The sequence below is a fragment of the Ruminiclostridium papyrosolvens DSM 2782 genome, assembly GCF_029318685.1.
Lineage (GTDB): Bacteria > Bacillota > Clostridia > Acetivibrionales > DSM-1351 > Ruminiclostridium > Ruminiclostridium papyrosolvens.
This window is the reverse complement of sequence record NZ_CP119677.1, coordinates 2578498-2602959: the sequence shown is the minus strand read 5'-3', so window position 1 is coordinate 2602959 and position 24462 is coordinate 2578498. Positions and strand designations below refer to the sequence as shown.

At 36.5% G+C, this 24462-nt stretch carries 21 protein-coding genes; 19 read left to right on the top strand and 2 right to left on the bottom strand.

The window, feature by feature from the left end; translation table 11 throughout:
• Window positions 1-28: 28 nt before the first annotated feature.
• The 14 genes from P0092_RS11645 (at window position 29) to P0092_RS11580 (ending at window position 12975) form a co-directional block, all read left to right on the top strand.
• On the top strand, window positions 29-745 hold the full coding sequence (locus P0092_RS11645) for a response regulator transcription factor (RefSeq protein ID WP_004618137.1): 717 nt from the start codon (window positions 29-31) through the stop codon (window positions 743-745).
• Window positions 729-2045 (top strand): HAMP domain-containing sensor histidine kinase, encoded by a 1317-nt coding sequence (locus P0092_RS11640; RefSeq protein WP_004618140.1) that lies wholly within the window; start codon window positions 729-731, stop codon window positions 2043-2045. The genes P0092_RS11645 and P0092_RS11640 overlap by 17 nt, the downstream gene beginning before the upstream one ends.
• 126 nt (window positions 2046-2171) lie before the next feature.
• Window positions 2172-2843 carry a polyphosphate polymerase domain-containing protein gene (locus P0092_RS11635; RefSeq protein WP_004618141.1) on the top strand — a complete coding sequence of 224 codons (672 nt, stop codon included), beginning with the start codon at window positions 2172-2174 and terminating at the stop codon, window positions 2841-2843.
• A gap of 47 nt (window positions 2844-2890) precedes the next feature.
• Window positions 2891-3631, top strand: coding sequence for a DUF4956 domain-containing protein (locus P0092_RS11630; protein ID WP_004618143.1), 741 nt, complete (start codon window positions 2891-2893; stop codon window positions 3629-3631).
• Window positions 3574-5064, top strand: a complete 1491-nt coding sequence (locus P0092_RS11625) for a CotH kinase family protein (RefSeq protein WP_004618145.1) — start codon at window positions 3574-3576, stop codon at window positions 5062-5064. The genes P0092_RS11630 and P0092_RS11625 overlap by 58 nt, the downstream gene beginning before the upstream one ends.
• Before the next feature lie 227 nt (window positions 5065-5291).
• Window positions 5292-5813, top strand: a complete 522-nt coding sequence (gene pssA / locus P0092_RS11620) for a CDP-diacylglycerol--serine O-phosphatidyltransferase (RefSeq protein ID WP_004618147.1) — start codon at window positions 5292-5294, stop codon at window positions 5811-5813.
• A gap of 52 nt (window positions 5814-5865) precedes the next feature.
• Complete coding sequence (locus P0092_RS11615; RefSeq protein WP_004618149.1) at window positions 5866-6348, top strand: GNAT family N-acetyltransferase; 483 nt, start codon at window positions 5866-5868, stop codon at window positions 6346-6348.
• Between the two features lie 60 nt (window positions 6349-6408).
• Entirely contained in the window at window positions 6409-7917 is a 1509-nt protein-coding gene (locus P0092_RS11610) for an amino acid adenylation domain-containing protein (protein WP_004618151.1), read from the top strand.
• 2 nt (window positions 7918-7919) lie between these two features.
• On the top strand, window positions 7920-9086 hold the full coding sequence (locus tag P0092_RS11605; protein ID WP_004618153.1) for a diaminopimelate decarboxylase family protein: 1167 nt from the start codon (window positions 7920-7922) through the stop codon (window positions 9084-9086).
• 25 nt (window positions 9087-9111) lie between these two features.
• Entirely contained in the window at window positions 9112-9342 is a 231-nt protein-coding gene (locus tag P0092_RS11600) for an acyl carrier protein (RefSeq protein ID WP_004618155.1), read from the top strand.
• Window position 9343: 1 nt separating this feature from the next.
• Window positions 9344-10927, top strand: a complete 1584-nt coding sequence (locus P0092_RS11595) for an MBOAT family O-acyltransferase (protein ID WP_004618157.1) — start codon at window positions 9344-9346, stop codon at window positions 10925-10927.
• Window positions 10928-10949: 22 nt separating this feature from the next.
• Window positions 10950-11918 carry a hypothetical protein gene (locus P0092_RS11590; RefSeq protein WP_004618159.1) on the top strand — a complete coding sequence of 323 codons (969 nt, stop codon included), beginning with the start codon at window positions 10950-10952 and terminating at the stop codon, window positions 11916-11918.
• A gap of 47 nt (window positions 11919-11965) precedes the next feature.
• Complete coding sequence (locus tag P0092_RS11585; protein WP_004618161.1) at window positions 11966-12643, top strand: TVP38/TMEM64 family protein; 678 nt, start codon at window positions 11966-11968, stop codon at window positions 12641-12643.
• A gap of 38 nt (window positions 12644-12681) precedes the next feature.
• Window positions 12682-12975, top strand: coding sequence for a hypothetical protein (locus P0092_RS11580; protein WP_004618164.1), 294 nt, complete (start codon window positions 12682-12684; stop codon window positions 12973-12975).
• Between the two features lie 313 nt (window positions 12976-13288).
• Here P0092_RS11580 and P0092_RS22145 read toward each other — a convergent pair whose 3' ends face one another.
• The gene (locus P0092_RS22145) at window positions 13289-13693 is read right to left on the bottom strand and encodes a hypothetical protein (protein ID WP_040758457.1); all 405 of its coding nucleotides are present in this window, start codon (window positions 13691-13693) and stop codon (window positions 13289-13291) included.
• Window positions 13694-13732: 39 nt separating this feature from the next.
• Window positions 13733-13939 carry a hypothetical protein gene (locus P0092_RS11570; protein ID WP_276186896.1) on the bottom strand — a complete coding sequence of 69 codons (207 nt, stop codon included), beginning with the start codon at window positions 13937-13939 and terminating at the stop codon, window positions 13733-13735.
• 578 nt (window positions 13940-14517) lie between these two features.
• Between P0092_RS11570 and P0092_RS11565 the strand changes: the two genes are divergently transcribed.
• The 5 genes from P0092_RS11565 to P0092_RS11545 all read left to right on the top strand — a co-directional run bounded on the left by P0092_RS11565 (window position 14518) and on the right by P0092_RS11545 (window position 24431).
• Window positions 14518-15228: an MBL fold metallo-hydrolase gene (locus P0092_RS11565; RefSeq protein ID WP_004618166.1), complete on the top strand. Its 711-nt coding sequence runs from the start codon at window positions 14518-14520 to the stop codon at window positions 15226-15228.
• Between the two features lie 552 nt (window positions 15229-15780).
• Window positions 15781-18057, top strand: coding sequence for an ACP S-malonyltransferase (gene fabD, locus P0092_RS11560; protein WP_004618168.1), 2277 nt, complete (start codon window positions 15781-15783; stop codon window positions 18055-18057).
• 65 nt (window positions 18058-18122) lie between these two features.
• Complete coding sequence (locus tag P0092_RS11555; RefSeq protein WP_004618169.1) at window positions 18123-18917, top strand: alpha/beta hydrolase; 795 nt, start codon at window positions 18123-18125, stop codon at window positions 18915-18917.
• A 4-nt stretch (window positions 18918-18921) separates the two neighbouring features.
• The gene (locus P0092_RS11550) at window positions 18922-19746 is read left to right on the top strand and encodes a class I SAM-dependent methyltransferase (RefSeq protein ID WP_004618171.1); all 825 of its coding nucleotides are present in this window, start codon (window positions 18922-18924) and stop codon (window positions 19744-19746) included.
• 23 nt (window positions 19747-19769) lie between these two features.
• Entirely contained in the window at window positions 19770-24431 is a 4662-nt protein-coding gene (locus tag P0092_RS11545; RefSeq protein ID WP_004618173.1) for a type I polyketide synthase, read from the top strand.
• Window positions 24432-24462: the final 31 nt, after the last annotated feature.

The window sequence follows — 24462 nt, the reverse complement described above, 5'->3', positions numbered from 1 at the left end:
ATACTAACTGAAAGGATTTTGATAAAAAGTGAGCAGGGGACGAATTCTAATAATCGAAGACGATTATGACATACGTGAAGGAATCCGTATTCTTTTGGAAAGCGAAAACTATGAAGTGATAGAAGCGGAAAATGGAATGACAGGATTGGAAAAATTAGATACGCTTATGGATTTGGTGATTTTAGATATTATGATGCCCGGAATGTCAGGTCTAAGAACTTGTGAAGAAATTAGAAAAGTTTCCTTCCTGCCTGTTCTTTTTTTGACGGCAAAAGCACAGGAGTCTGATAAGTTAATTGGTCTTATGGCTGGTGGGGATGATTATCTTACTAAGCCCTTTACCTATGCAGAATTGTTAGGCAGGGTAAAAGCATTGGTCAGGCGATACCGTGAATATCAGGGTAAACCTTCAGAAAGTAATGATAAAGAAAGCCCTTATATAGAAATCGGGGGAATAAAGATTCATCAACAATTTAACGAAGTGCTTGTAAATGGAAAAGAGAAAGAGCTATCTGATATTGAATATAACATTCTCCTTTTAATGATGCAGAATTCTAAAAAAATATTTTCTGCACAAAACCTATATGAAAGTGTATGGAAAGAACCGTATTTCTATTCATGTAACAGTACCGTAATGGTTCATATTCGTAAGCTTCGCGTGAAGATAGAGAGCAATCCGCAAGATCCCAAATATATCAAAACTATTTGGGGAAAGGGGTACAAATTTGATGTGCAGGCCGAGTGAAAGAAATTCTATATATTTTTCATTATTTCGACTTCTGGCTGTTTCAGCAGTGCTTTCAGGAATTCTATTTGTAATTGTAAATACTGTAACAGGGTATTATATTGATACCTATTACTCTAACCCCAAATATGTGGAACAAAAGAACAAGGAATATATCGCAAAGCTTCAGGAACATGTAATTGCGTATAAATTAACAGCTAAAAATCTAAAAGAATTAACCACTTGGGTAAAAAAGCAAAAAATACTTTCGATTCAGCTTTATAGAAATAAGATTTTGATATATGACTCTGATTATCCTAATGAGGAAAACCTAGAGCCAGAGAATATGGATACTAGCAGCTTTTCACGCAAACAATACTATCCTGTAACATTTTCTGACGGACAGGTTCAGGTGCATATAAACGGAATGTATGATTACAGAATTTATACTTATTCCTTTATTATTGAATTAATATTAACTTTTGTTGTTTTTCTTATGCTTGTATTAATCGGAATCAGAAAAAAAATGCATTATATAAGGCAGCTAAGTGATGAAATTGGTATTTTAGAGGGAGGGAATCTAGAGTATGAGATTACTGTTACCGGAAAAGATGAATTAGCTGCATTAGCATCGGGGCTTGACAGTATGCGCAAGTCATTTTGTGAGCAAGTGAAGTTAGAAGCAAATCTTGTTCAGGAAAATCAGAAAATTATAACCGAAATGTCACATGACCTTAGAACTCCTCTAACAGCAATTATGCTATATATAGAAATAATAAAAAAAGGCGGCTATAAAGAGGAAAGGCAACTGATTGAGTATTTGGACAAAATTGACCGGATAGCACATCGTATGAAGCAGCAGACGGATAACTTGTTTGAGTACTCATTGATAGCTGAAAATACGGAGCTATTAAGTGAAACTACTGAGTCTTATGAAGTAGTTTTTTATGATCTTATATCAGAAACGTGCAATTATCTGGAGCAAAACGGATTTAAAACTGAACTGTCCGGAGGATGGAGCAATGAGTACATTGAGGTGAATTTGGACTGTATTTCACGTATCATGGACAACATAACCTCTAATATTGTAAAGTATGCAGACACAGAACAATCTATACGGATATCAAATCTGTTTTCTGAAAATATGCTTGGAATTTCTTTTGAGAACCATGTAAAAGCAATCAGAGAAAATGGAGATAGTACTGGAATTGGTATTCAAAGTATAAAGAATATGATGTTGAAAATGAATGGAACATGTATATCTGAACAAACAGATGCTCTATATAAAATAACATTGATGTTTCCTTGTGTAAAGGCGTAGGCGAAAGCTTACGTCTTTGTTTTTTATTGGAATAAATGGTATTTTTTTATATTTATTAAGGTTTTGTTAAGGAAATGTTAAGAAGTAAAGTGCATAATTAGTTCTTGAAGGAAGGAGGTGCTTATTTTGAAGTTTAGGCATGAGCTAAAACACGAGATTACATATTCGGACATGATAGCACTTCGCCATAGGTTGTGTGCAGTTGCAAAACCGGATTCGTACGCAAAAGATGGCAAGTATATGATACGCAGCTTATATTTTGAAACTATAACAGACAAGGCATTACGTGAGAAGCAAGATGGGGTGAGCAGGCGAGAGAAATTTCGAATTCGCTACTATAATTTAGATACATCAAAGATTTATCTGGAGAAAAAAAGCAAGGTAGCAGGTGTTGGGAATAAGCAAAAAGCTGCACTTACAAACGAGCAAGCGCAGGACATTGTAGACGGGCGGATAGACTGGATGAAAGAAAATGATAAACCTCTTATTCAGGAACTACATAGAAAAATGTGTATACAAGGTCTTAAACCGAAAACAATTGTTGATTATACCAGAGAACCTTATGTGTTTTACGCTGGAAACGTAAGAGTTACACTAGACTATGATATTAGAACAGGACTCAGTTGTACTGATTTTTTAAACACAGATTGCCCTACAATGCCTGCAGGAGAACCTAAGATTATCCTTGAAGTAAAATGGGACGAGTTTCTTCCTGATATTATAAGAGATGCTGTCCGGCTGGAGAGCCGACGTTCCGCGGCATTTTCAAAGTACGCAATCTGCCGTATATATGGCTAATGACTAAAATGTTTTACATAAGGCTATAGAGAAAAGGAGAATTTATAATGACTTTTAAGGAAATTTTTAAATCCAGATTTATAGACAACGTGACTAATGTCAGCATGATGGATGTAGTTTTGTCTTTGTTGTTAGCTTTAATGCTTGGCTTATTTATATTTTTCGTTTATAAAAAGACATATCAGGGTGTAATGTATTCTTCCAGTTTTGGAGTAACATTAGTAGCAATGTCGCTAATCACAACAGTTATAATGCTTGCAGTTACTTCTAATGTTGTATTGTCACTTGGTATGGTGGGTGCATTATCCATAGTACGTTTTAGAACTGCCGTCAAGGAACCTCTGGATATTGCATTTTTATTTTGGTCAATCGCAGCTGGTATAGTACTGGCAGCAGGAATGATTCCACTTGCGGTTTTTGGATGCGCTATTATTGGTTTGTGTTTGTTTGTACTTGTAAACAAAAAATCACATTTAAATCCATATATTGTAGTTATGCAGTGTGAAGATACTGGCTCAGAAATGAAAGCAAGAGAGTTTCTAAAGAGCCATGTCTCACATTTGGCAGTAAAAAGTAAGACCACGCAAAGAGGTATGATTGAGCTTAATATGGAAATTCGTCTGAAAGATGATAATACGGATTTTGTTAATACACTTGGAGAAATAAGTGGAGTAAATAGAGCCATGCTTGTCAGTTTTAACGGGGAATACATGGGATTGGAGCTGGTAGAATGTCAACCAATAAACACTTTTCTAAAATCTGCATTACAGCAATGGTCTTGGCTCTGACGTTTGCGGTAGTATTCATGAATGGAAAAAGCTTGGGAATAAAATCTATTGGTAAAACTAGTGATTACGAAAGTCGTCTGTTTGATACATCAAAGGTTCATAAAATAAACATTGTTACGGATAATTGGGATAGCTTTCTAAAAAGCTGTGAAAATAAGAAGTATTCTGCCTGTTCGGTTATTATTGACGGGGAGAACTACAAAAATGTTGGAATCTGCGCAAAGGGTGATACTTCGCTTACATCTGTTTCAAAAATGAAAAGTAGCAGGTACAGCCTTAAGATAAAATTCAACCAGTACGATAAAGCTATAAAATATCATGGACTTGAGAAACTATCCCTGAACAATATGATTTTTGATAATACGTATATGAAAGACTATCTTACATATCGATTGATGCGGGAGTTTAGTGTTCCCGCGCCTCTTTGCAGCTATACTGCTATTTCGGTAAATGGTAAGCACTGGGGGCTATATCTGGCATTGGAAGGTGTGGATAAAAAGTTCCTTAAAAGAAACTATGGCAGTAATTATGGAAATCTGTACAAACCGGGGGAAACTAATGACATTGAAGAACGGCCTGATGCACAAGATAATAAGGAGAACGCTGCTGCAGATTCTCAAGAGGATAATTCTGATTTAGGGGGAAATGCTGATAGTGACACTGCATTGAATATGTGGGATGAAAAAGAATCGGCACTTGATGCTACAAAATTAGTATTTAAAGATGAAAATGTGGAAAGCTATGCTGAAATATTTGAATCTGCAAAGACAAAGATAAAAACATCGGATAAGTTACGACTTATTAAATCTCTTAAAGATATTAGCTGTAATAAAAAAATAGAAAGTGCTATAAATGTAGATAAGGTTCTTAGGTATTTTATAGTCCATAATTATGTGGTGAACGGCGACAGTTATAATGGAGACACTTCTCATAATTATTACTTGTACGAAAAAGATGGTGTATTGTCTATGCTGCCATGGGATTATAATCTTGCATTTGGCGCTTATGATGAAACAACCGCAATAAATGCAGTTAACGACCCGATTGATACTCCGTTACGCATACCCAAGCTCAGTGAACGACCTATGCTTGCATGGATTTTTGCAAACCAAAAATACACAAAGATGTATCATCAGTATTATAATGATTTTCTAAAATCCATAGATATTAAAAGTATTATTGAAGAAACAGAGAATCTGATTGCACCTTATGTAAAAAAGGATCCAACTAAATTTTGTTCTACGGAAAAGTTTATTGTGGGTGCAGACACTTTAAAGACGTTTTGTAAACTGCGCTCAGAAAGTATAAGAGGACAGCTTGACGGAAAAATTCCTTCTACTCTAGAAGGGCAGTCGGCCGCTAAAAGCAGACTGATTGATGCTTCGGGTATATCAATATCAGATATGGGAATATTGGTGGATACGAGTAATTAATCCTCATATGATTTAAAGCATTAAAGGTATTTACAATAACATTCATAATACTTGTATAAAGGCGTAGGCGAAAGCTTACGCCTCTATTATTTCTAAAACAAATAGTATTTTCATATTTTTTAAGATTTCTTTAAGGAAATGTTAAGAAGTAAAGTGCATAATTAGTTTTTGTAGGAAGAAGTAAATCTTAGATACTGGATAAATAGATTTATCAGACTTGGAGGAATATGTTTAAGAAAAGGATACCTGTTTTACTTACATTATTAAATTTATCATTTGGAGTACTTTCAATACTTGAAACGTTAAAAGGAAATTTCTTTATAAGTGCTATATTTATACTTATTGCAGCTTTAATGGACAGATATGACGGCAGAATTGCAAGAGCTCTGGAAGTATCTAGTGAATTCGGCAAAGAACTGGATTCCTTATCGGATTTAGTTTCTTTTGGAGTTGCACCGGCTTTGTTAGTGTTTAATAAATTCAGTTTTTTGGGTTTTGACAATTTAAGAACTATTGGCATTTGTTCTTTATTGCTATACATAATATGTGGTTCCTATAGATTGGCAAAATATAATATTAGCGAATTTAATGGTATTTTTACTGGAGTACCGATAACACTTGCCGGTTTTATTGTGGCATTATATGTACTAATTATGCCTGTTAAAAGCAGTTCATCGATTTCGTCAATATTTTTATTGATGATACTTGGTTATTTAATGGTATCGAAATTTAAATTCAAGAAAATTTAGATTACAATTTTATACACATAAAAATAAGTCATTAAGGGAGGCGGTACAATTTATGCAGGAGTTAATTTTAGTACCAATGAATAGTGAAAACTTTGAGGAAGCAAAAATTATGATGGAAGAATCTTTTGCTGCTTCTATGAAAGACTTTCCGGAAAATTTTGAAGTGGATAATGATGAAGTAGACGAAGGCCCTTCTTTAGAAGGCGTACTTGATAGACCTGAGGCGACACCATTAGTTTTTTATCTGGAAGATAATATGGTAGGAGGTGCAGTTTTAAATATTAATGAAGACAATAATAATACATTGGAGCTGTTTTATATAGATTGGCAATGCATTGACAACGGGATCGGCCATAGGTCATGGCTGGAAATAGAGAAGAAGTATCCGCAGACTAAGACGTGGAATACGGTAACGCCGACTTGTTTGATGAGAAATGTACATTTTTATGTAAATAAATGCGGCTTTCATATTATTAAAGTAGAAGAACCCAAAAGCGTTGAATCAATGTTTGTGTTTGAAAAAGTTATGAAATAATCGAAGCTTCAGAAATTGTTTAACAAATTGATTGAACTTAGCATTAAGGAGTGAGTATAAATGAAAAATGTATTGGAGTATCTTGAGCAATCTGCTGAAAGATATGCAGATAAAACAGTTGTGGAAGATACAAAAAGCAACTGCATGTATAAGGAACTGCTACAAAATGCCAAGAGCATCGGCAGTGCTTTGTCAGCCTTTGAATTGCCTGGAAACCCAATTATTGTATATATGGATAAAAGCGTTGAGACGGTAACTGCGTTTATGGGGATTGTCTATGCTGGATGCTTTTATATTTCAATTAGCCCGGAACAGCCTGCTGCACGAGTTGTTCAGATATTGCAGGTTGCACAGCCAAATTGTATTATAACACTCGGTGATAACGCAGATATGCTGCATCAAATTGGATTTACAGGAAAGGTACTTGATTATTACGATATTGTAAGAAATGAAATAGCAGAAGAAAGATTGCAGTATATCAGAGCTTTGTCTCAGGATATTGACCCGTTATATTGTAATTTCACTTCAGGCACTACCGGAGTTCCAAAAGGTGTTTTAATAAGTCACCGCTCTGTCATTGATTTTATGGAGTATTTCCCTTCCATATTTAATATAACCGAAAAAGATATCATAGGAAATCAAGCGCCGTTTGACTTTGATGTTTCCGTTAAGGATATCTATTCAACACTCAAAGTTGGAGCTACTATGGTCATCATACCTAAAAGGTTTTTCTCAATTCCGGTGCAGTTGCTTGACTATATTTGTGAGCGAAAAGTGACAACAATGATATGGGCAGTTTCTGCATTATGCATGGTCACTCAACTTAAAGGATTGACATACAGGGTACCTTCAGAGGTTAATAAAATATTATTCAGCGGAGAGCCGATGCCTGTCAAGCATCTTAAATTATGGCAGAAATATTTGCCAAACGTGGTTTATGCAAATTTATACGGCCCAACGGAAATTACATGTAATTGTACCTACTATATAATTGATAAAGAGTTCGGGCTAGATGAAAAGATACCTATTGGAAAACCATTTCCAAATGAAAAAGTGTTTTTATTAGACATAAATGGCAAGAAAATCAAAGATAAAGAGACAATTGGTGAGCTTTGTGTATCTGGTACAGCTCTGGCTTTAGGTTACTATAATAACCTTGAGCAAACGAAAAATGTATTTGTGCAGAATCCATCGAATTCACGTTATATAGAGCTCATTTATAAAACAGGAGATGATGCATTTTACAACAAAGACGGTAATCTTTGTTTTGCAGGCAGAAAAGATTTTCAGATTAAATATATGGGACACCGTATTGAATTGGAAGAAATTGAGTTGATAATTAATAGTTACCCAGGAATCGATAGAGCCTGCTGTGTTTTAGATACCAACAAAAACCAGATTATAGCTTTTTATGTTGGATGTATGGAAAGTGTACAAGTTAAAAATAAAATGCACGAATCCTTACCTGGATATATGATTCCGAAGACATTTATTGCATTATCTGAATTGCCTGTTTCTGCGAATGGGAAAATTGATAGAGCAAAATTACTGGATACGTGGGGGAAATAAAAATGGATAAAAGTGAAATAGAGTACGCTATCAGTCAGTATCAAACACCATTTTATATATTTGATACTGATATATTAGCCAATCAGATAAATAAAATCAGAACTGCACTAGGAACAGATGTGGAGATATGTTACGCAATGAAGGCCAATCCCTTTGTAATTAAGGAAATGCAAGATATTGTTGATTATTTTGAGGTCTGTTCTCATGGAGAATTCAACATTTGTGAGTTAGCTGATATAGATGTAAATAAAATCGTTATGTCCGGTGTATATAAGAATTTTACAGATATAGAAACTATGATTTATGAGTATGGCAACCAAATTATCTATACCATTGAATCCCTTTCACAGTGGAAAAATATTGCAGACTTTGCTTTAGAACATCAGAGGCATGTGCGGGTTTTATTGCGATTGACAACGGGGAATCAGTTTGGCATGGATGAAACAGTTATACGAGAAATTATAGCAAACAGAAATAAAAATCCATACATAGATATTGAAGGAATTCAGTTCTTTTCAGGTACTCAGAAGAAATCAACCTCCAAATTTGAAAAAGAACTCGAAATGCTCGATAATCTATGCTCTGATTTACAAAAACAATATGCTTTTAACATAAAAAAAATAGAATATGGACCGGGGCTTCCTATTTGCTATTTTGAAGATAATAATAATGTTGAAGATTTAATGCTTGATTTGCTTGCTAAACAGATTAAAAAGCTTAACTTCAAAGGGAAAATCACATTGGAAATAGGAAGATTTATTGCTGCATCCTGTGGCTTTTATGTTACGAGTGTTGTTGATGTAAAAGTAAATAACAATGAGAACTTTTGCATTGTTGACGGAGGCATTCATCATTTAAATTACTTAGGACAAATTATGGGAATGAAAAAGCCTCCTATTATCCATTGGAATGAAAAAAGTGGAGAAGCAAAAGAGTGGACTGTTTGCGGCTCACTGTGCACTGTCAATGATGTGCTGGTCAAACAATATCCTTTCGTTGACATAAGTCGGGGTGATACATTGATTTTTAAAAAGGTTGGTGCTTACTCTGTAACAGAAGGTATATCATTGTTTTTAAGCCATGAACTGCCACAAGTACTTTTGTACTCGGAAAAGTGTAAATTTCGTTTGGCAAGAAGCAATTACCCCACGTATATCTTAAACTATTAAAATTAAAGAAAGTGAGACAGAAAACATGGAAAAATTATTGGAGATACTTAATACACTAAATGCGAATATAGACTATATGACTGAGACCAGACTAATAGATGACGGCTATTTGGATTCGTTATTAATTCTTGCTCTGGTTGGCGAATTGGAAAATTCTTTTGAAATAGAAATCACTCCGGTTGATCTTATTCCAGCAAACTTCAATTCTGCTGAAGCTATATGGAATTTGATTCAACGTCTGCAAGAGGAAAATTAAAATGAGTTACGCATCACCGTTATACCTATTCGTATTTTTGCCGGTTGTTTTACTGATATATCAGATTGCAACACAAAAACATAGATGGAAAATACTTTTGCTTGCGAGTTATATTTTTTTCTACCTAATAAGCGGAAAGCTTTTATTATATATAATTGCTTCTACTTTTTCTGTTCACCATATAGGGCTTTGGTTATTTTCCTGCAAGAAAAACTATGCTGAAAAGAAAATCACTACAAATGATAAAAAAGCCCTGAAAGCTGCATATGTAAAAAAATGCCGTGGGATATTGATATTTGGAATAGGAATGCAAATTGGTATTCTGCTTTTTCTTAAATACTTCAATTTTATTGGCTTAAATATAAATAGTGTTTTGAAGATGCTATCATCACCCATTCTTGTGCCAGTCTTTAAACTTGCACTGCCAATAGGCATATCGTTTTATACCTTGCAGGCTGTATCCTACCTTGCAGATGTTTATTGGGAAAAGATAGAGCCGGACGACAATTTAGGAAGATTGGCAGTATACATGTCATTTTTCCCAATTATCATGGAAGGCCCGATTTGTCGTTATAAACAAACAGCACAAGACTTATACCAAGGGAAGTCCCTGGAGTATAATAATATAACTTTAGGCATTCAGCGGATTATTTGGGGTTTATTCAAAAAGATTGTCATAGCAGATAGATTAAATCTGCTTGTAGAAACGGTATTTAATAAACATGCACAGTATAATGGATTTATTGTTATCGTAGCTGCGGTTTGTTATACTTTTCAGCTTTATATGGACTTTTCGGGTTGCATTGATATTACAATTGGTACGGGTAGGATGTTTGGCGTGACCATTCCGGAGAACTTCCGTCAGCCGTTTTTCTCCAGAACGGCCTCGGAGTTTTGGCGACGTTGGCATATCACACTTGGTACATGGTTTAAAGACTATATTTTCTATCCAATATCATTAACCAAATTTGTTAAGAAACTTGGCAAAAGTACAAGAGAAAAGTTTGGAAAGCATATTGGACAAATTATACCTTCTGCTATTGCTCTGTTTGGTGTTTGGAGCTGTAACGGGTTATGGCATGGAGCCGCATGGAATTATATTTTTTATGGCATGTACTACTTCGCTATTATTTTTCTTGGTATTGCAGCCGAGCCATTGGTACAAAAGGTAACATCATTTTTAAGAATAAATAGAAATAGTATTCTGTATTATGCTTTTCAGACTGTTAAAATGCTGATAATTATATTTACAGGAGAACTATTTTTCAGAGCAGATGGTATGCGAAGCGGTATTTCAATGTTTAAATCAATATTTTTCGGATTTAAATTGTCCGCAGTTACAGATGGCTCAGTATTAAGATTAGGGCTTTCAATACAGGATTTTGCAGTGGTATTGTTTGGATTTGTTGTTGTATTGACAGTGGGCATTTTTCATGAAAAAGGAATTTCCATTAGTGAAAAGATTGCTGGGTGGAATATTATGTTTCGTTGGAGCTTTTATTACGCAACCATAATGCTGATAATTATTTTTGGAGCTTATGGTGACGGATATTTAAAGGCTAAATTGATTTATGCCGGATTTTAGATTTACTTAAGAGGTTAAGCTTATGCAATATAAAAACGTTATTAAATTTATATCATTTTTAATCGGACTTTTAATTTTATTGAATGTTTCATCATATTTATTTGCACCGAAAAACAAAGCTGAGGAAGGTACTTACAAAAGAGTAAAGGGGTTTTTAAGTGAGCCCAAAAATACTATGGATTATTTGGCTATTGGTGATAGTGAGTGTAAATCAAGTATTTCACCTATGGAAATTTGGAAAGAATACGGATATGCAGGGTATAATTGTGGAGTTTCGGCTCAACATTTGCGGGACACCTATTACTTATTGGAAGAGTTGCTTAAAAATCAGTCCCCAAAAGTAGTTCTGTTGGAGACTAATTCTTTTGCACGGAATTTTAGCTTGTATAATGAATTTTTGAATATCACTGATAGAATTACTAAAAAATTTTTTCCGGTATTTGAGTATCATAATAGATGGCAAAACTTAAGTGTTTACAAGATGAAAAATACTAATTCGAAAGGAAATTCATCATCTATTATGTTTAAAGGGTTACATTATAGTACAACTGTTAAGCCTTATACAAAAGGGAGTTATATAAAAAGAACAGAAAAAGTTAAAGAAATCAAGAAAATACCAATGTTTTATTTGAATGAGATTGTAAATCTTTGCAATAAAAAGGATATTAAATTGATTTTATATTGTGCACCATCGCCTTTGTGCTGGTCATCTCAAAAGCATAATGCTACAGCTGATTTTGCTATAAAGAATGGGCTTCCTTTTATTGATTTAAATCTGCTTAATGATGATTTGGGTATTGACTGGTCCCGCGATACACGCGATAAAGGGGATCATTTAAATTATTACGGAGCTAAAAAAGTAACAAGCTACATAGGCGCATATTTATCCGCACATACCAATTTAAAAGATCATCGCAAGGAAAAAAGCTATGCTTTATGGAATAAAACCCTCGAGGAATATTTAAAACTAACAAAACAATCAAAGGGATGAGTTCAGTAGTAATTTTTTATACTTAATGAGAGAAAGGTTATATAATTATGGACAAATCAAAGAAACTATTAATCAGTAAAATATCGCTAGTCATACTAGGTCTACTGGTTATTATTCCGCTGCTGAAACATTTGCCTGCTATTCTCGAACTTACTGTATCCGTTGATAAATTTCGTGATTATATAATTTCAACCGGAAAAATAGGGCCGTTAATATTTATTTTATTCCAAATACTTCAAACAGTAATTGCTCCTATTCCTGGGGAAGTAATTCAGCTTGCGGGTGGATACATTTACGGGGTACCTTTAGGAACGTTGTATACAACAGTAGGAATGTTAGTTGGGGCGGGTATTGCTTTCTTTTTTACAAGACTTTTAGGTGGTAATTTTATAGAAAATCTTATAAAAAAGAAAAAATTTAAGTGGATGACAGATATAATGGGGCATAAAAATTTTTCAATTTTTCTGTTTATATTCTTCTTTATTCCCGGGCTGCCAAAAGATTATTTAATATATGTTGCCGGACTGACTACTATTAAGCCTTTGAAATTCTTCGGAATTTTAATTGTAAGTAGATTACCATGGCTGTTAGCATCTGTTAGTGTAGGAGCCAGTGTTTTCGAAAAAAATTATATGTCAACGATAATTATATCAGTAATAGCCGGATTGGCTTTTATTTTGGGACTCATTTACAAGGATAAACTTGTAAATAAATTTTCTGATTAATAAAAAACAAACCGACAGTAAACGGGGAGGCAATACCTTTGGGAGCAATTCTATGTATATTTTGGCCGCATGATAGTATTAAAAATCAAATTTATCAGTGTTATATTGATTTTTTTGGTGAAATAGAAAGTTGGGGACTTCCCGATAACTGGATAGATAACATGTATGATAAAAGAAATGAAATTGTACATGGTGGTGAAGATACGACGCTTGAGGCAATCAATCTTGTATCTGAAAAAGTACAATTACTGGAGCAAATGGCTAAAAGTTTGATTGATCACATTATTGATTCTAAATATAACCGTCAAGAATTTATACACTTTGATTTTTAATTAAGTAACGATTAACTACTTATACTTTTCATAGTTGAAAGAGCCATGCCTCCACTCTTGATGAAGGAGGTTCTTGATGAAGCTATATGACAAATGAAGTATAAGAAATGTTGCGGTTAATACGATACAATATGAGGTTAAAAGCTTATGGCTAGATGTATATATATTGTGCGGTATTAAACCAGGGGGCAAGACTGATTATGCAATGCATAAGTAGGTAACAAATCGACTAAAAAATGACCTATCCAGGCGAATGTTTGTGAGATATAGATCGTCCACCAAGGCAAACAGAGGAGTGCGACATCATTTTTGTCTACTCAAGGCAGGACGAAAGTCGCTCAATCAGTGAAAACAGTACCTGGGGTATCAGGAGAAGATTTGAACAGGGCATGGTAACAGTAAACGAGCCTGATTGAATTGGCTGAATAACTTCGGAACGTAAGTGAAGCATATAAAATTCATGCAGACATTTCTGGACAGCCTGCCGCTTGTCCGAGAGAAGCTCCTGAATAATCCTGCGAGTTAATTTGGAAACAGTAGGCCCAATATCATTATAATTAAAATATCCCTTAACTTTATCTAAACTAATTTTTAAGTTTATTTTTTCAGTGCTACTTACAGTGAAATCTAATTGTTTAGGGTTATATATATTCCCTTCAAAAGTAAATATTCCATACCAAGAATCTCTATCGAAACTCATTGCCTTTGTAATTAACATATATTTACTTCCCTTATGGTTCAAAAAAATGCTATATATCTAGATTGGATTTTCATCACCACTTGCAGTAATGTATATCCCCTTATTGTAAGCAATTATGCCTTCTAGTTTAACGGTATGCCCGCTAGGAGTTTTCGTGATAAGTAGTTCTTTTAGCATATATTTATCAGCGTAGCTACTGTCATTACTAATACCACAACCAGAGATATAGTATATAGCATCTTTAACCTTTACATTTATATTCACATAATTAAAAATTATACAAAGGATATTAAAAAATTAACCTTTTTCAAAGTCCCTTTTTTAAAAATGTCCTTGACATGGGGGTCACTTTATACAGTGTATCCTCTATTTTTTATTTTGTTATATAAATAACAAAAATATGAAATTTAGGTCATTCTTTGTGTAACTAAATAAAAAATAACATATACGGAATAAATTGACACTACTATGAATACATTGTATAATTGTTGAGGTAATATTATTTTTGCGTATTGTATTTTCTGGTCAAAAGGATAGAGGTGTATACACAGAGGAATTCTATATGACAAAAGCACTTACTAGATGCTAATTGATGGTAGGGCACGTTAATTTATGATAAGTAATTTTAAGAACTTTGAACAGTATAAAGGAATTTCGTTTTGTTTAGGTTGTTATGTGTGTACGATTGTTTATCCTAAAAGTACTGAAATTTGTCTTAATATTACACATTTAATAAATGCACTAAATTTTATAGAGCCCCAAGATAATGCAAGATTCTAAATTAGTGTTATTCTAGACTATTTAAACATAAACTGCTTTTTTAAAAGGAAGGTTATGCCTCAATGAATGGTTTGCCAGTAAGCCAATTACAGGAGAAAGTAAAAACTTATGCTATTCACCAGTTAAAATTAAAATTTTCATTTATAAAAAACTATACCTATATAATTTGTGATATATATTCCAAGGAAGCGGCCGTTATCGATCCCGCTTGGGATATTGAAACAATTACAACCAAGCTTCTAATGTTAGGCGTATACCCAACGAAAATCCTCCTTACGCATTCACATTTTGATCATGTAAACTTGGTTGAACCATTAATTCAAAGATTTAATTCTCAAGTTTACATGTCTTTAAAAGAAATAGAATTTTACAAGTACCAGTGTACAAACTTGAATCCGGTGAAACATTTTGACACAATAAAATTAGGACAAACTAATATTACTGCTCTCCTCACATCAGGTCATACGGTGGGAAGCATGAGTTTCCTTCTTTCTGATTCTTTGTTCACAGGAGATACAATTTTCATTGAAGGTTGTGGAATCTGTACTTCTATAGGGGGGTGCCCGGAAGAGATGTTTAATTCAATACAGATGATAAAAAAAATAGTATCTCCAGAGGTTTGCGTTTATCCAGGACATTCATACGGTAAAGAACCGGGGTATCCTTTAAAGTATCTTATGCAGGAAAATATCTATTTCTTATTTGAACGGAAGGAAAAGTTCGTGGAATTTAGAATGCGAAAACAGAAGAACGGATTGTTTAATTTTCAATAAAAGAGCCTATATTTAGTAAAATTCAAAACCCCTTTATTTTATAAATCAAAGGTGATATTTATGGAGAAATCAATAGTATTTATATTTTCGGGTGAAGGTTCTTAATACTATCAAATATGGAGAGAACTTTATATGCAAAATTATTTTTATTCGTAAATGGGTGACAAAGCTGCAAATTGCTATCTCGATTTTCTTAAGGGTAGATTTTATCAAAGCCCTCAGATTCCTTTGATTTCCTTTATGCATGGAGGTATATTGACCCAACTACCGAATGGGTATTTTGGGGAGACGACCAGAAAACCAACAATGTTCTCCGAAGCTGTCAGGAAACTGGAATAAGAACAAAATCTTGTTTATATAGACTTGGGTCCTGGAGGTACGCTTGCTAACTTTGCCAAACGTAATATTGATGTAAGTTTCCAATCAGAGGTTTTTTCCGTTATGGCGCCCTTTAACCAGGATTTGAAGAATCTGGCTAAAGTCACAGAAGTATGGTTAAAGGATTTTAACCAGAGATAAAAACTCTTATAAAAACGAGGAGGAAGGTTACTAATGGTTACATATCTTTTCCCCGGTCAAGGTTCTCAAATCAAAGGGATGGGAGGGATGCTCTTCGATGAATTTCCTGCAATAACAACAAAAGCAGATGAGATACTCGGTTATTCCATTAAAGAGTTGTGTCTTAAAGACTCAGGACGTCAGTTGAGCCAAACTCAATATACCCAGCCGGCACTATATACTGTTAATGTTCTGTCTTATCTAAAAAAGATAAAGGAAACGGGGAGGAAGCCGGACTATTTGGCTGGGCATAGTTTGGGGGAATATAGTGCACTATTTGCTGCAAATATTTTTGATTTTGAAACAGGACTGAAGTTGGTAAAAAAGAGAGGAGAACTGATGAGCCAGGCAATTGGCGGAGGCATGGCTGCAGTACTTGGATTAAAAGACGAAAAAGTCGAAGAGATATTAATGGACAACGGTTTCGATACCATACAAATTGCCAACTACAATTCACCAACCCAGATCATAGTTTCCGGCCTCAAGGCTGATATTGAAAGAGCAAGTGGTTTGTTTTCCCAAATGGAAGGTGTAAGGTATATCCCTCTTAACGTGAGTGGGGCATTTCACTCCAGATATATGAAAGATGCGAAAGAAAGGTTCGAAGAATATCTGAACCAATTTACATTTTCGGAATTATCTATACCGGTTATATCAAATGTCCATGCCAAAATCTACAAACCCGAGATAATAAAGAAGAATTTAGCCATGCAAATTATCCAGCCGGTTAAATGGACAGAGAGTATAAGGTATTTAATGGGGGTTGGAGAAATGGAGTTTGAGGAAATCGGGCCTGGAGATGTTTTAACCAAGTTGGTGCAGAAGATACGTGAGCAGGCAGAGCCACTTGTAATTACAGACGATGAAGAAACCGAAGGCATACAGGAGCAGAGCTGTAATACATCTTTGGGTATTACGGCTTATTCTTTGGGTGATGCCGGATTTAAAAAGGATTACAATCTTAAATATGTATATTTGACAGGTGCAATGTATAGGGGAATAGCCTCCAAAGAAATGGTAGTGAGCATGGGTAAAGCTGGGATGATGGGCTTTTTTGGCACAGGTGGGCTGAAACTGAATCAAATCGAAGAAGCAATTAAGTACATACAAAAAGAACTGTCAGGCGGACAAGCATATGGGATGAATTTGCTGCATAACCCGAACAACCCTGAAAAGGAGGAAGACATCGCAGACTTGTATATAAAATACAGGGTAAAAAATGTTGAGGCTTCGGCATATATGAGTATAACTCCAGCGCTAATTAAATACCGTGTTCAGGGGTTAAGGCGCAATCCTGATGGGACGGTTTCGGGTAGTAACCGGATAATAGCTAAGGTGTCAAGGCCTGAGATTGCTGAAATTTTTTTGAGTCCTGCACCCGAACGTATTGTAGATAAGATGGTTCAGGAAAACAGGATTACCAGAGAACAAGCTGAACTGTTAGAAGAAATACCAGTAGCAGATGATTTATGTGTAGAAGCAGATTCTGGCGGACATACCGATGGTGGTGTAGCATATGCCCTAATGCCGGCCATGACTAAGCTGCGGGATGAAATGACCAACAGGTATGGATATCGTAAAAAGGTAAGAGTTGGTGCTGCCGGAGGGATAGGTACTCCTGCGGCTGCAGCAGCGGCCTTTATCTTGGGCGCTGATTTTATTCTAACGGGGTCTGTCAATCAATGTACTGTAGAGGCAGGTACAAGTGAAGCAGTAAAAGATTTGCTGCAGCAGATGAATGTACAAGATACTGAATATACACCTGCAGGAGATATGTTTGAGATTGGAGCTAAAGTTCAGGTATTAAGAAGAGGGGTGTTTTTCCCTGCAAGAGCCAATAAGCTTTACGAATTGTATCGCCAGTATAATTCATTAGACGAAATTGACGAAAAGAATAAAAAGCAAATTCAGAAAAAATACTTTAAACGGAGTTTTGAAGAAATCTACGAAGAAGTAAAACAGTATTGCCTGCCGCAAGAGATAGAGAATGCGGAACGAAACCAAAAACAAAAAATGGCGTTAATCTTTAGGTGGTATTTTGGTTACGCTACTGATTTGGCTTTAAACGGTACTTCGGGACAGCAAGTGGATTATCAGGTACTATGTGGTCCTGCTCTGGGGGCGTTTAACCAATGGGTTAAGGGAACTCCATTAGAAAATTGGAGAAACCGGCATGTTGACCAGATTGGGGAAAAGCTTATGAATGATACTGCGGAATTACTTAACCAGCGAGTCGGATCTATTAGCAGTTATTTTTCCCCGTCTTTATAGGACTCTCCACAAAAAGCTTGCTTTTTCGGCAAACTTTATCTTCTATGATTAAGGAGTTGTAATGAATGGAACTGGAATTAATAAAGTATTTACCTGAAACGGACTTAGAATTCCCTCCCCTTCTTTTCATCCATGGGGCATATCATGGAGCCTGGTGCTGGGAAGAAAATTTTCTTGCATACTTTTCGTCACGAGGATTTTCCTCTTATGCTGTTAGCTTCCGGGGGCACGGCAAAAGCGTTATCAATGAAGAACTAAATACCTGTTCGTTGAGTGATTATGTGGAGGATGTTTTGAAAACCATAGAGTTGTTAGGGCAAAGACCGGTTTTAATCGGTCACTCGATGGGAGGAGCGATTGTTCAAAAAATATCGTATTTATATCCGGATAAAATAACCGCGGCAGTTTTAATGTCCTCGGTTCCTCCCAGTGGATTTGTAAAAGAATATTGGAGGTTATTATTAACAAATTTGCGGAAGGTACTTGCAATAAATTTGTTTAATAAAGGAGAAAATGTTGAATTTCCGGCAGACCTATTTTTATCCGATCAGTTACCGATGAAGAAAAGGAGTGACATCATAAGTTTGCTTCAACCGGAATCGACAAAAGCACTTGGTGATTTGTGCAGACGAATAGTTCCGAAGTCCATAAACAATAAGGTTCCGATGTTGGTACTAGGTTCACTGAGCGACAGGTTTTTTACTGCGGCAACCGCCGTTTCTACTTGCAAGGCTTATAACACAAAATTGGTCGTATTTCCAGAAATCAGCCATGACATGATGTTGGATCCCAATTGGGGAGCTGCGGCTGACGAAATTTTTGCTTTTTTGCATAAATTAACGCCCGATGTCAGGAGGTAATATAATGAGTGAACAAGGTTCTTACCAAATAAGTACTATAGCTTCCAACGTCGAAAAAGAAATTAACCGTTTAAAAGCTCAAGTGGAATTGTTCTGGGATAAAGAATGCAAGCACTATATCGAGTTTGGTTTAAGTGACGGTATGGCAATAGTGGAGTCTGGATCAGGTCCTGGCTTTATAACCGAAAAAATCTTGAAGAGGTTCCCTAATGTAAATATTACTGCTGTAGAGATTGATCCATTACTGGTTGATTATGCAAGAAAATATTTGTCAGAACAATGTCTGCCTAACAAATACCAGGTAATTCAAAAATCAATTATGGAAACGGATTTACCTGAAAATTCTTATGACTTTGCGATAACACGATTGGTATTGGAGCATTTACCGAATCCCGTAAAAGCTGTTCGCGAGATTGTACGGATACTGAAGCCTGGCGGAAAAGCGATATTCGTTGATAATGATTTTGAAATGCATATTATGGCTTATCCAAATGTTACAGACTTGAGAGAGCTTTACAACTCTTACTGCCAGGCCCGATATGCTGAAGGGGGAAACCCAAAAATTGGTCGGGAGCTGCCTTTAATACTCAAAGAAGGTGGATTGTCAAACGTGGATTTTGAAGTTATCTGTGCTCATAGTGAAGTAATCGGTGATGAAATGTTTTTTAAATCTGAGGGACTGGCTATTCCCTCTAAGCTGGTACATGATGGCTTTTTATCCAGCAAAGTTCTAGGGCGTATTTCAGTTGAGTGGCGAAATATGATTAAAAGTGAAAAGCATTCCATTGTTCGGCAGTTGTATATGGCTGTTGGTGAAAAATTGCTGTAGAAGGTAGAAAAGAGGGAGAATAGATGGCCGGTGATTTTCAGTCATGTCCGAAAGGTATAGAAACCGAAGTAAAAAAAGTAGTTGCTGACTTGTTAGATGATAAAAGCGAGGCTCTGGACTTGGATAAAAGCTTTCTGGAACTGGGCATAAATTCGATATTGTCTGTAGAGCTGGTAGAAGCCTTAGAACAAAGATTTGAAATTCAATTAGGGATCGAAGTTATTTTTGATTACAGAGGAATTAAAGAATTGGCGGAATTCATCCTGGACCGATATGGGGCAGATCACATGTCTAAACACTGCCAAAATGAACCTGCTGCCTGTCCTTCCTGCACGGAAACAGGCAATCCCGATTTACTTAATCACAAAGAATCTGCCAAAGTTGAAGTTGAAAATAATAACCGCAATGTATCTCTTCCAGGAGAATGGGGTTCAAATATAGCAGTCATAGGTATCTCCGGCAAGTTTGCAGGTTCAGAAACAATTGAAGAATTTTGGGATCATCTTGAGCATGGGGATAGCTGTATAGAACAAATTAACCGTAAGGGTTGGGATGAAAGGAATTATTATGATCCGTATCCTGACCGGAAGAATAAATCCATCAGTAAATGGGGAGGCTTACTTAAAAATATAGATTCATTTGATGCTTCATTTTTCAATATTTCTCCGCTTGAAGCGGAAAGGATGGACCCTCAGCAACGGTTGTTTTTAGAAGAGGGGTATAAATCTATTGAAGATGCGGGATATTCTCCTGAACAGTTATCGGGGAAAAAAGTGGGGGTATTTGTCGGTGGCCGGAGTTCAGATTATAAAGAAAAAACATTGATGGAAGAAGAGATAAATGCACAAACATTTTTAGGAAACGATATGTCGATTCTGGCTGCAAGGCTCTCCTATTTTTTAAACCTTAAAGGGCCAAGCATGGCAGTGGATACTGCATGTTCATCATCTTTGATAGCGATCCATTCAGCCTGTGGCAGCATACGCAGAGGAGAATCGGAAATTGCTTTAGCGGGTGGTGTATTTGCAATCAGTTCTCCTGAGTTTTATATTATGACATCTAAAACCAATATGCTGTCACCTGACGGTAAATGTAAAACTTTTGATAATAGCGCAAACGGTATAGTGCTTGGTGAAGGTGTTGGTGTATTGGTGCTGAAACCATTGAAAGCGGCAATTGAAGATAGGGACAATATTTACGGAGTCATTAAAGGTACTGCTGTAAACCAGGATGGAAAGACAAAAGGTATTACCGCACCGAGTATGCTTTCTCAGAAAGAGTTAATATTTAATGTATATAAAAATGCTTCTATCCACCCGGAAACTGTCAGTTATATTGAAGCACACGGTACGGGTACCAAATTGGGCGATCCGATTGAAATAAAAGCCCTAACAGAGGCATTTCGTATGTTTACCGATAAAACTAAGTTTTGTGCCATTGGCTCCCATAAACCAAATTTCGGGCACACGATAATGTCGGCTGGCATTGCAGGCGTCTTAAAAATCTTAATGGCAATGAAATATAGAAAAATTCCACCAACCATTAACATCACACAAATAAATGAACATATTGATTTAAACGGAAGCCCGTTTTTTGTCAATACAAGACTTATGGAATGGGAAAATAGAGGCGGCATTCCACTAAGGGCGGGTGTTAGCTCATTTGGATTTAGCGGAACAAACTGCCATGTTATTATTGAGGAAGCACCTATTCAAAAGAGGTGCCAGGACGGTATAAATAGGCCATATTATCTTTTCTTGATATCCGCTAAGACTAAAAAAGCTTTAAGTCGAAAAATTTCTGATATGGCCAAATGGATAGATAAAGAAGCGGAAAATTATTTGATTGAGGATATTACCTATACATTACTAACTGGGAGAAGCCATTTTCCTGTTCGGTGTGCTTTTATCGCAAAGGACTTAAGTGAGCTAAAACAAAGAATAAGGGAAATCAATGAAAAAGGAACTGCTGAGGAGTATTTCCAAAATGAAGAGAATGATTCTTTAAAAATGGAGAAAGTATTGGAGCCGATCTTAAGAGAGTATGGTGAACGATTAATCAAGGAATTACAGGAGCCAGATAATTTAACTTGGAATGAATATAAAGAAAAATTATTGGTATTGTCAAATTTATATATAAAAGGCTGCAATTTGAATTGGGAAGACTTATTTATAAATTGCAAGACCCATCGTATAGCACTGCCTGCATATCCATTTGCCGGAGAGAGCTACTGGATAACGGAAACAGGGAATCGTTACATTAAAGAGGACCATTCAGTATCCATCCACCCACTTCTGCACAAGAATACTTCCAATTTCTCCGAGCAACGGTTCAGCACATTTTTTACAGGGAGGGAGTTTTTTCTGGCTGACCATGTGGTGAAGGGTGAGCGGATATTGCCGGGGGTGGTTTATCTTGAAATGGCCCGGGCAGCAACAGCGGCGGCAGTAGATGCTTCAGAAGAAGATAAGACCGGATTACAATTGAAAAATGTTGTTTGGATTCGGCCTGTTGTTGTAAGGGATAAGCCGGTCCTAATACATATAAGCCTTTTAATCGAGGAAAATGGAGAAATTTCTTATAAAATCTACAGTGGGAATGATGGGGATAGTGACGAGATTATAGAGTACTGCCAGGGCTCTGTTGCGCCCAATGAGGCTGTGGAACCTCAGCTTTTGGACATTGAGGCATTAAAGGCTGAATGCAACCTGGGTAGTTTTTCGGCCAGTGAATGCTATGATGCTTTCAAGGCTATGGGGGCCGATTATGGTATGAGACTTAAGGGTATTGAAAAGGTATATGTGGGGGAAGACAAGCTATTGACTAAAATATCCTTGCCTGAAGCCATATACGATACCCAGGACATGTTTGACCTGCATCCAAGCCTGATGGATTCAGCCGTACAGATTTGTTTAATGATGGGCTCCGGTGATATGAAGTCGTTTGATAGCAAATCTCCGCGAAATCCACTTTTACCATTTGCCCTGCAAAGTCTCGAGATAATTGATAAGCTTGCTCAAAAAATGTGGGCATATGTTCGATACAGCGATGGCAGCGGGGCGAAACATGAGGTGCAAAAGTTTGATATTGATTTGTGCGATGAGAAAGGGTTTATTTCTGTGAGGATGAAGGGTTTTTGTGAAAGGGTGCTGGAGGGGGAGGTCAGAACTAAAAAAGCCAACGAAACCTCTATTAAGCACTTTCCCGGAACCATGATGCTGACCCCTGCGTGGGATATAGTTCCAATCAAGAGAGGAAAGACATTTCCATCCTTTACCGACAGAGTTGTGGTTATTGAGGGGACGAAGGACAAGCAGAGTGCTATTCAACAATACTATCCCCAGGCACAAGTTTTAGACATTCACCCAAATGACACAATAGAAGAAATATACAAGAAGTTTAAGGATTATGGTTCTTTTGAACATATTATATGGATTGCTCCCCATAGATCTTTGGATTCATTGGCAGATGATCTATTGGTTGAAGAACAGAAAAAAGGTGTTATCCCGGTTTTCCGTATAATTAAAGCATTGCTTCGTTTAGGCTATGGCGAGCAAAATTTAGGCTGGACTGTGATCACCACACAAACCCAGTCCATAGGGAAAAACGATATTGTGAACCCAACTCATGCGAGTCTCCACGGGCTGGTTGGCTCAATGGCTAAGGAATATCCAAACTGGCAAGTCCGCCTTGTTGACGTAGAAGACGACTGCCAATGGCCGATTAACGATATATTTACCCTGTCAGCTGACTCTCAGGGGGAGCTTTTGGTATACCGGGATAAGGTGTGGTACCGGCAAAAGTTAGTCTCAGCTCAGGTTACTGAGTTGAACCAGCCATTATACAGGCAAGATGGAATATATGTAGTAATTGGGGGCGCCGGCGGCATAGCAGAAGTGTGGACCGAATACATGATTAGGAATTATCAAGCTCAGGTTATCTGGCTCGGCCGGCGTGAAGAGGACGAATCCATCAGGATGAAGATAAACAAGCTTGCAGCATTAGGACCTAAACCTTACTATATATCGGCGGATGCAACCGATGAGAAAGCTTTGGCGCAAGCTTATAAAGAAATTAAAATGCGGCATCCCAGGATTCATGGGGTGATAGATTCCGCCATTGTGCTGCTGGACGGGAGCTTAGCCAATATTGACGAGGCACGTTTCAAGGCCACACTTTCTGCCAAGGTTGATTTGAGTGTGCGTATCGCTCAAGTTTTCCAAAAAGAAGAATTGGATTTTGTGATGTTCTTTTCTTCTGTCAACTCATTTCTTAAATCTGCAGGACAAAGCAATTATGTTTCCGGTTGTACCTTCAAGGATGCATTTGCCCGTCAGCTTTCTCTGGAATGGGACTGTGCTGTGAAAGTTATGAACTGGGGCTATTGGGGTAATGTGGGAATCGTAGCATCAGACCATTATAAAGACAAAATGGTCCAGTTAGGCATTGGCTCAATTGAGCCGCAGGAAGCCATGGAGGCTCTCGAAACACTAATGGCTGGACAGCTGGACCAGCTTGTCTTTTTGAAAACGACAAAAAATTCGGTTTTCGAAGAATTGAATTTGCATGTGGATACCGAAGAATGGATTGCAGCCTACCCGGAAAATATTCCATCAAACATATACAGCTTACAGGAGCGTATCAAAACCGTGCCGCTCCCAAAACTATTTGATGGAAGAATGTAAGGAACTGTAAGGCATAGATACTGAAATAATG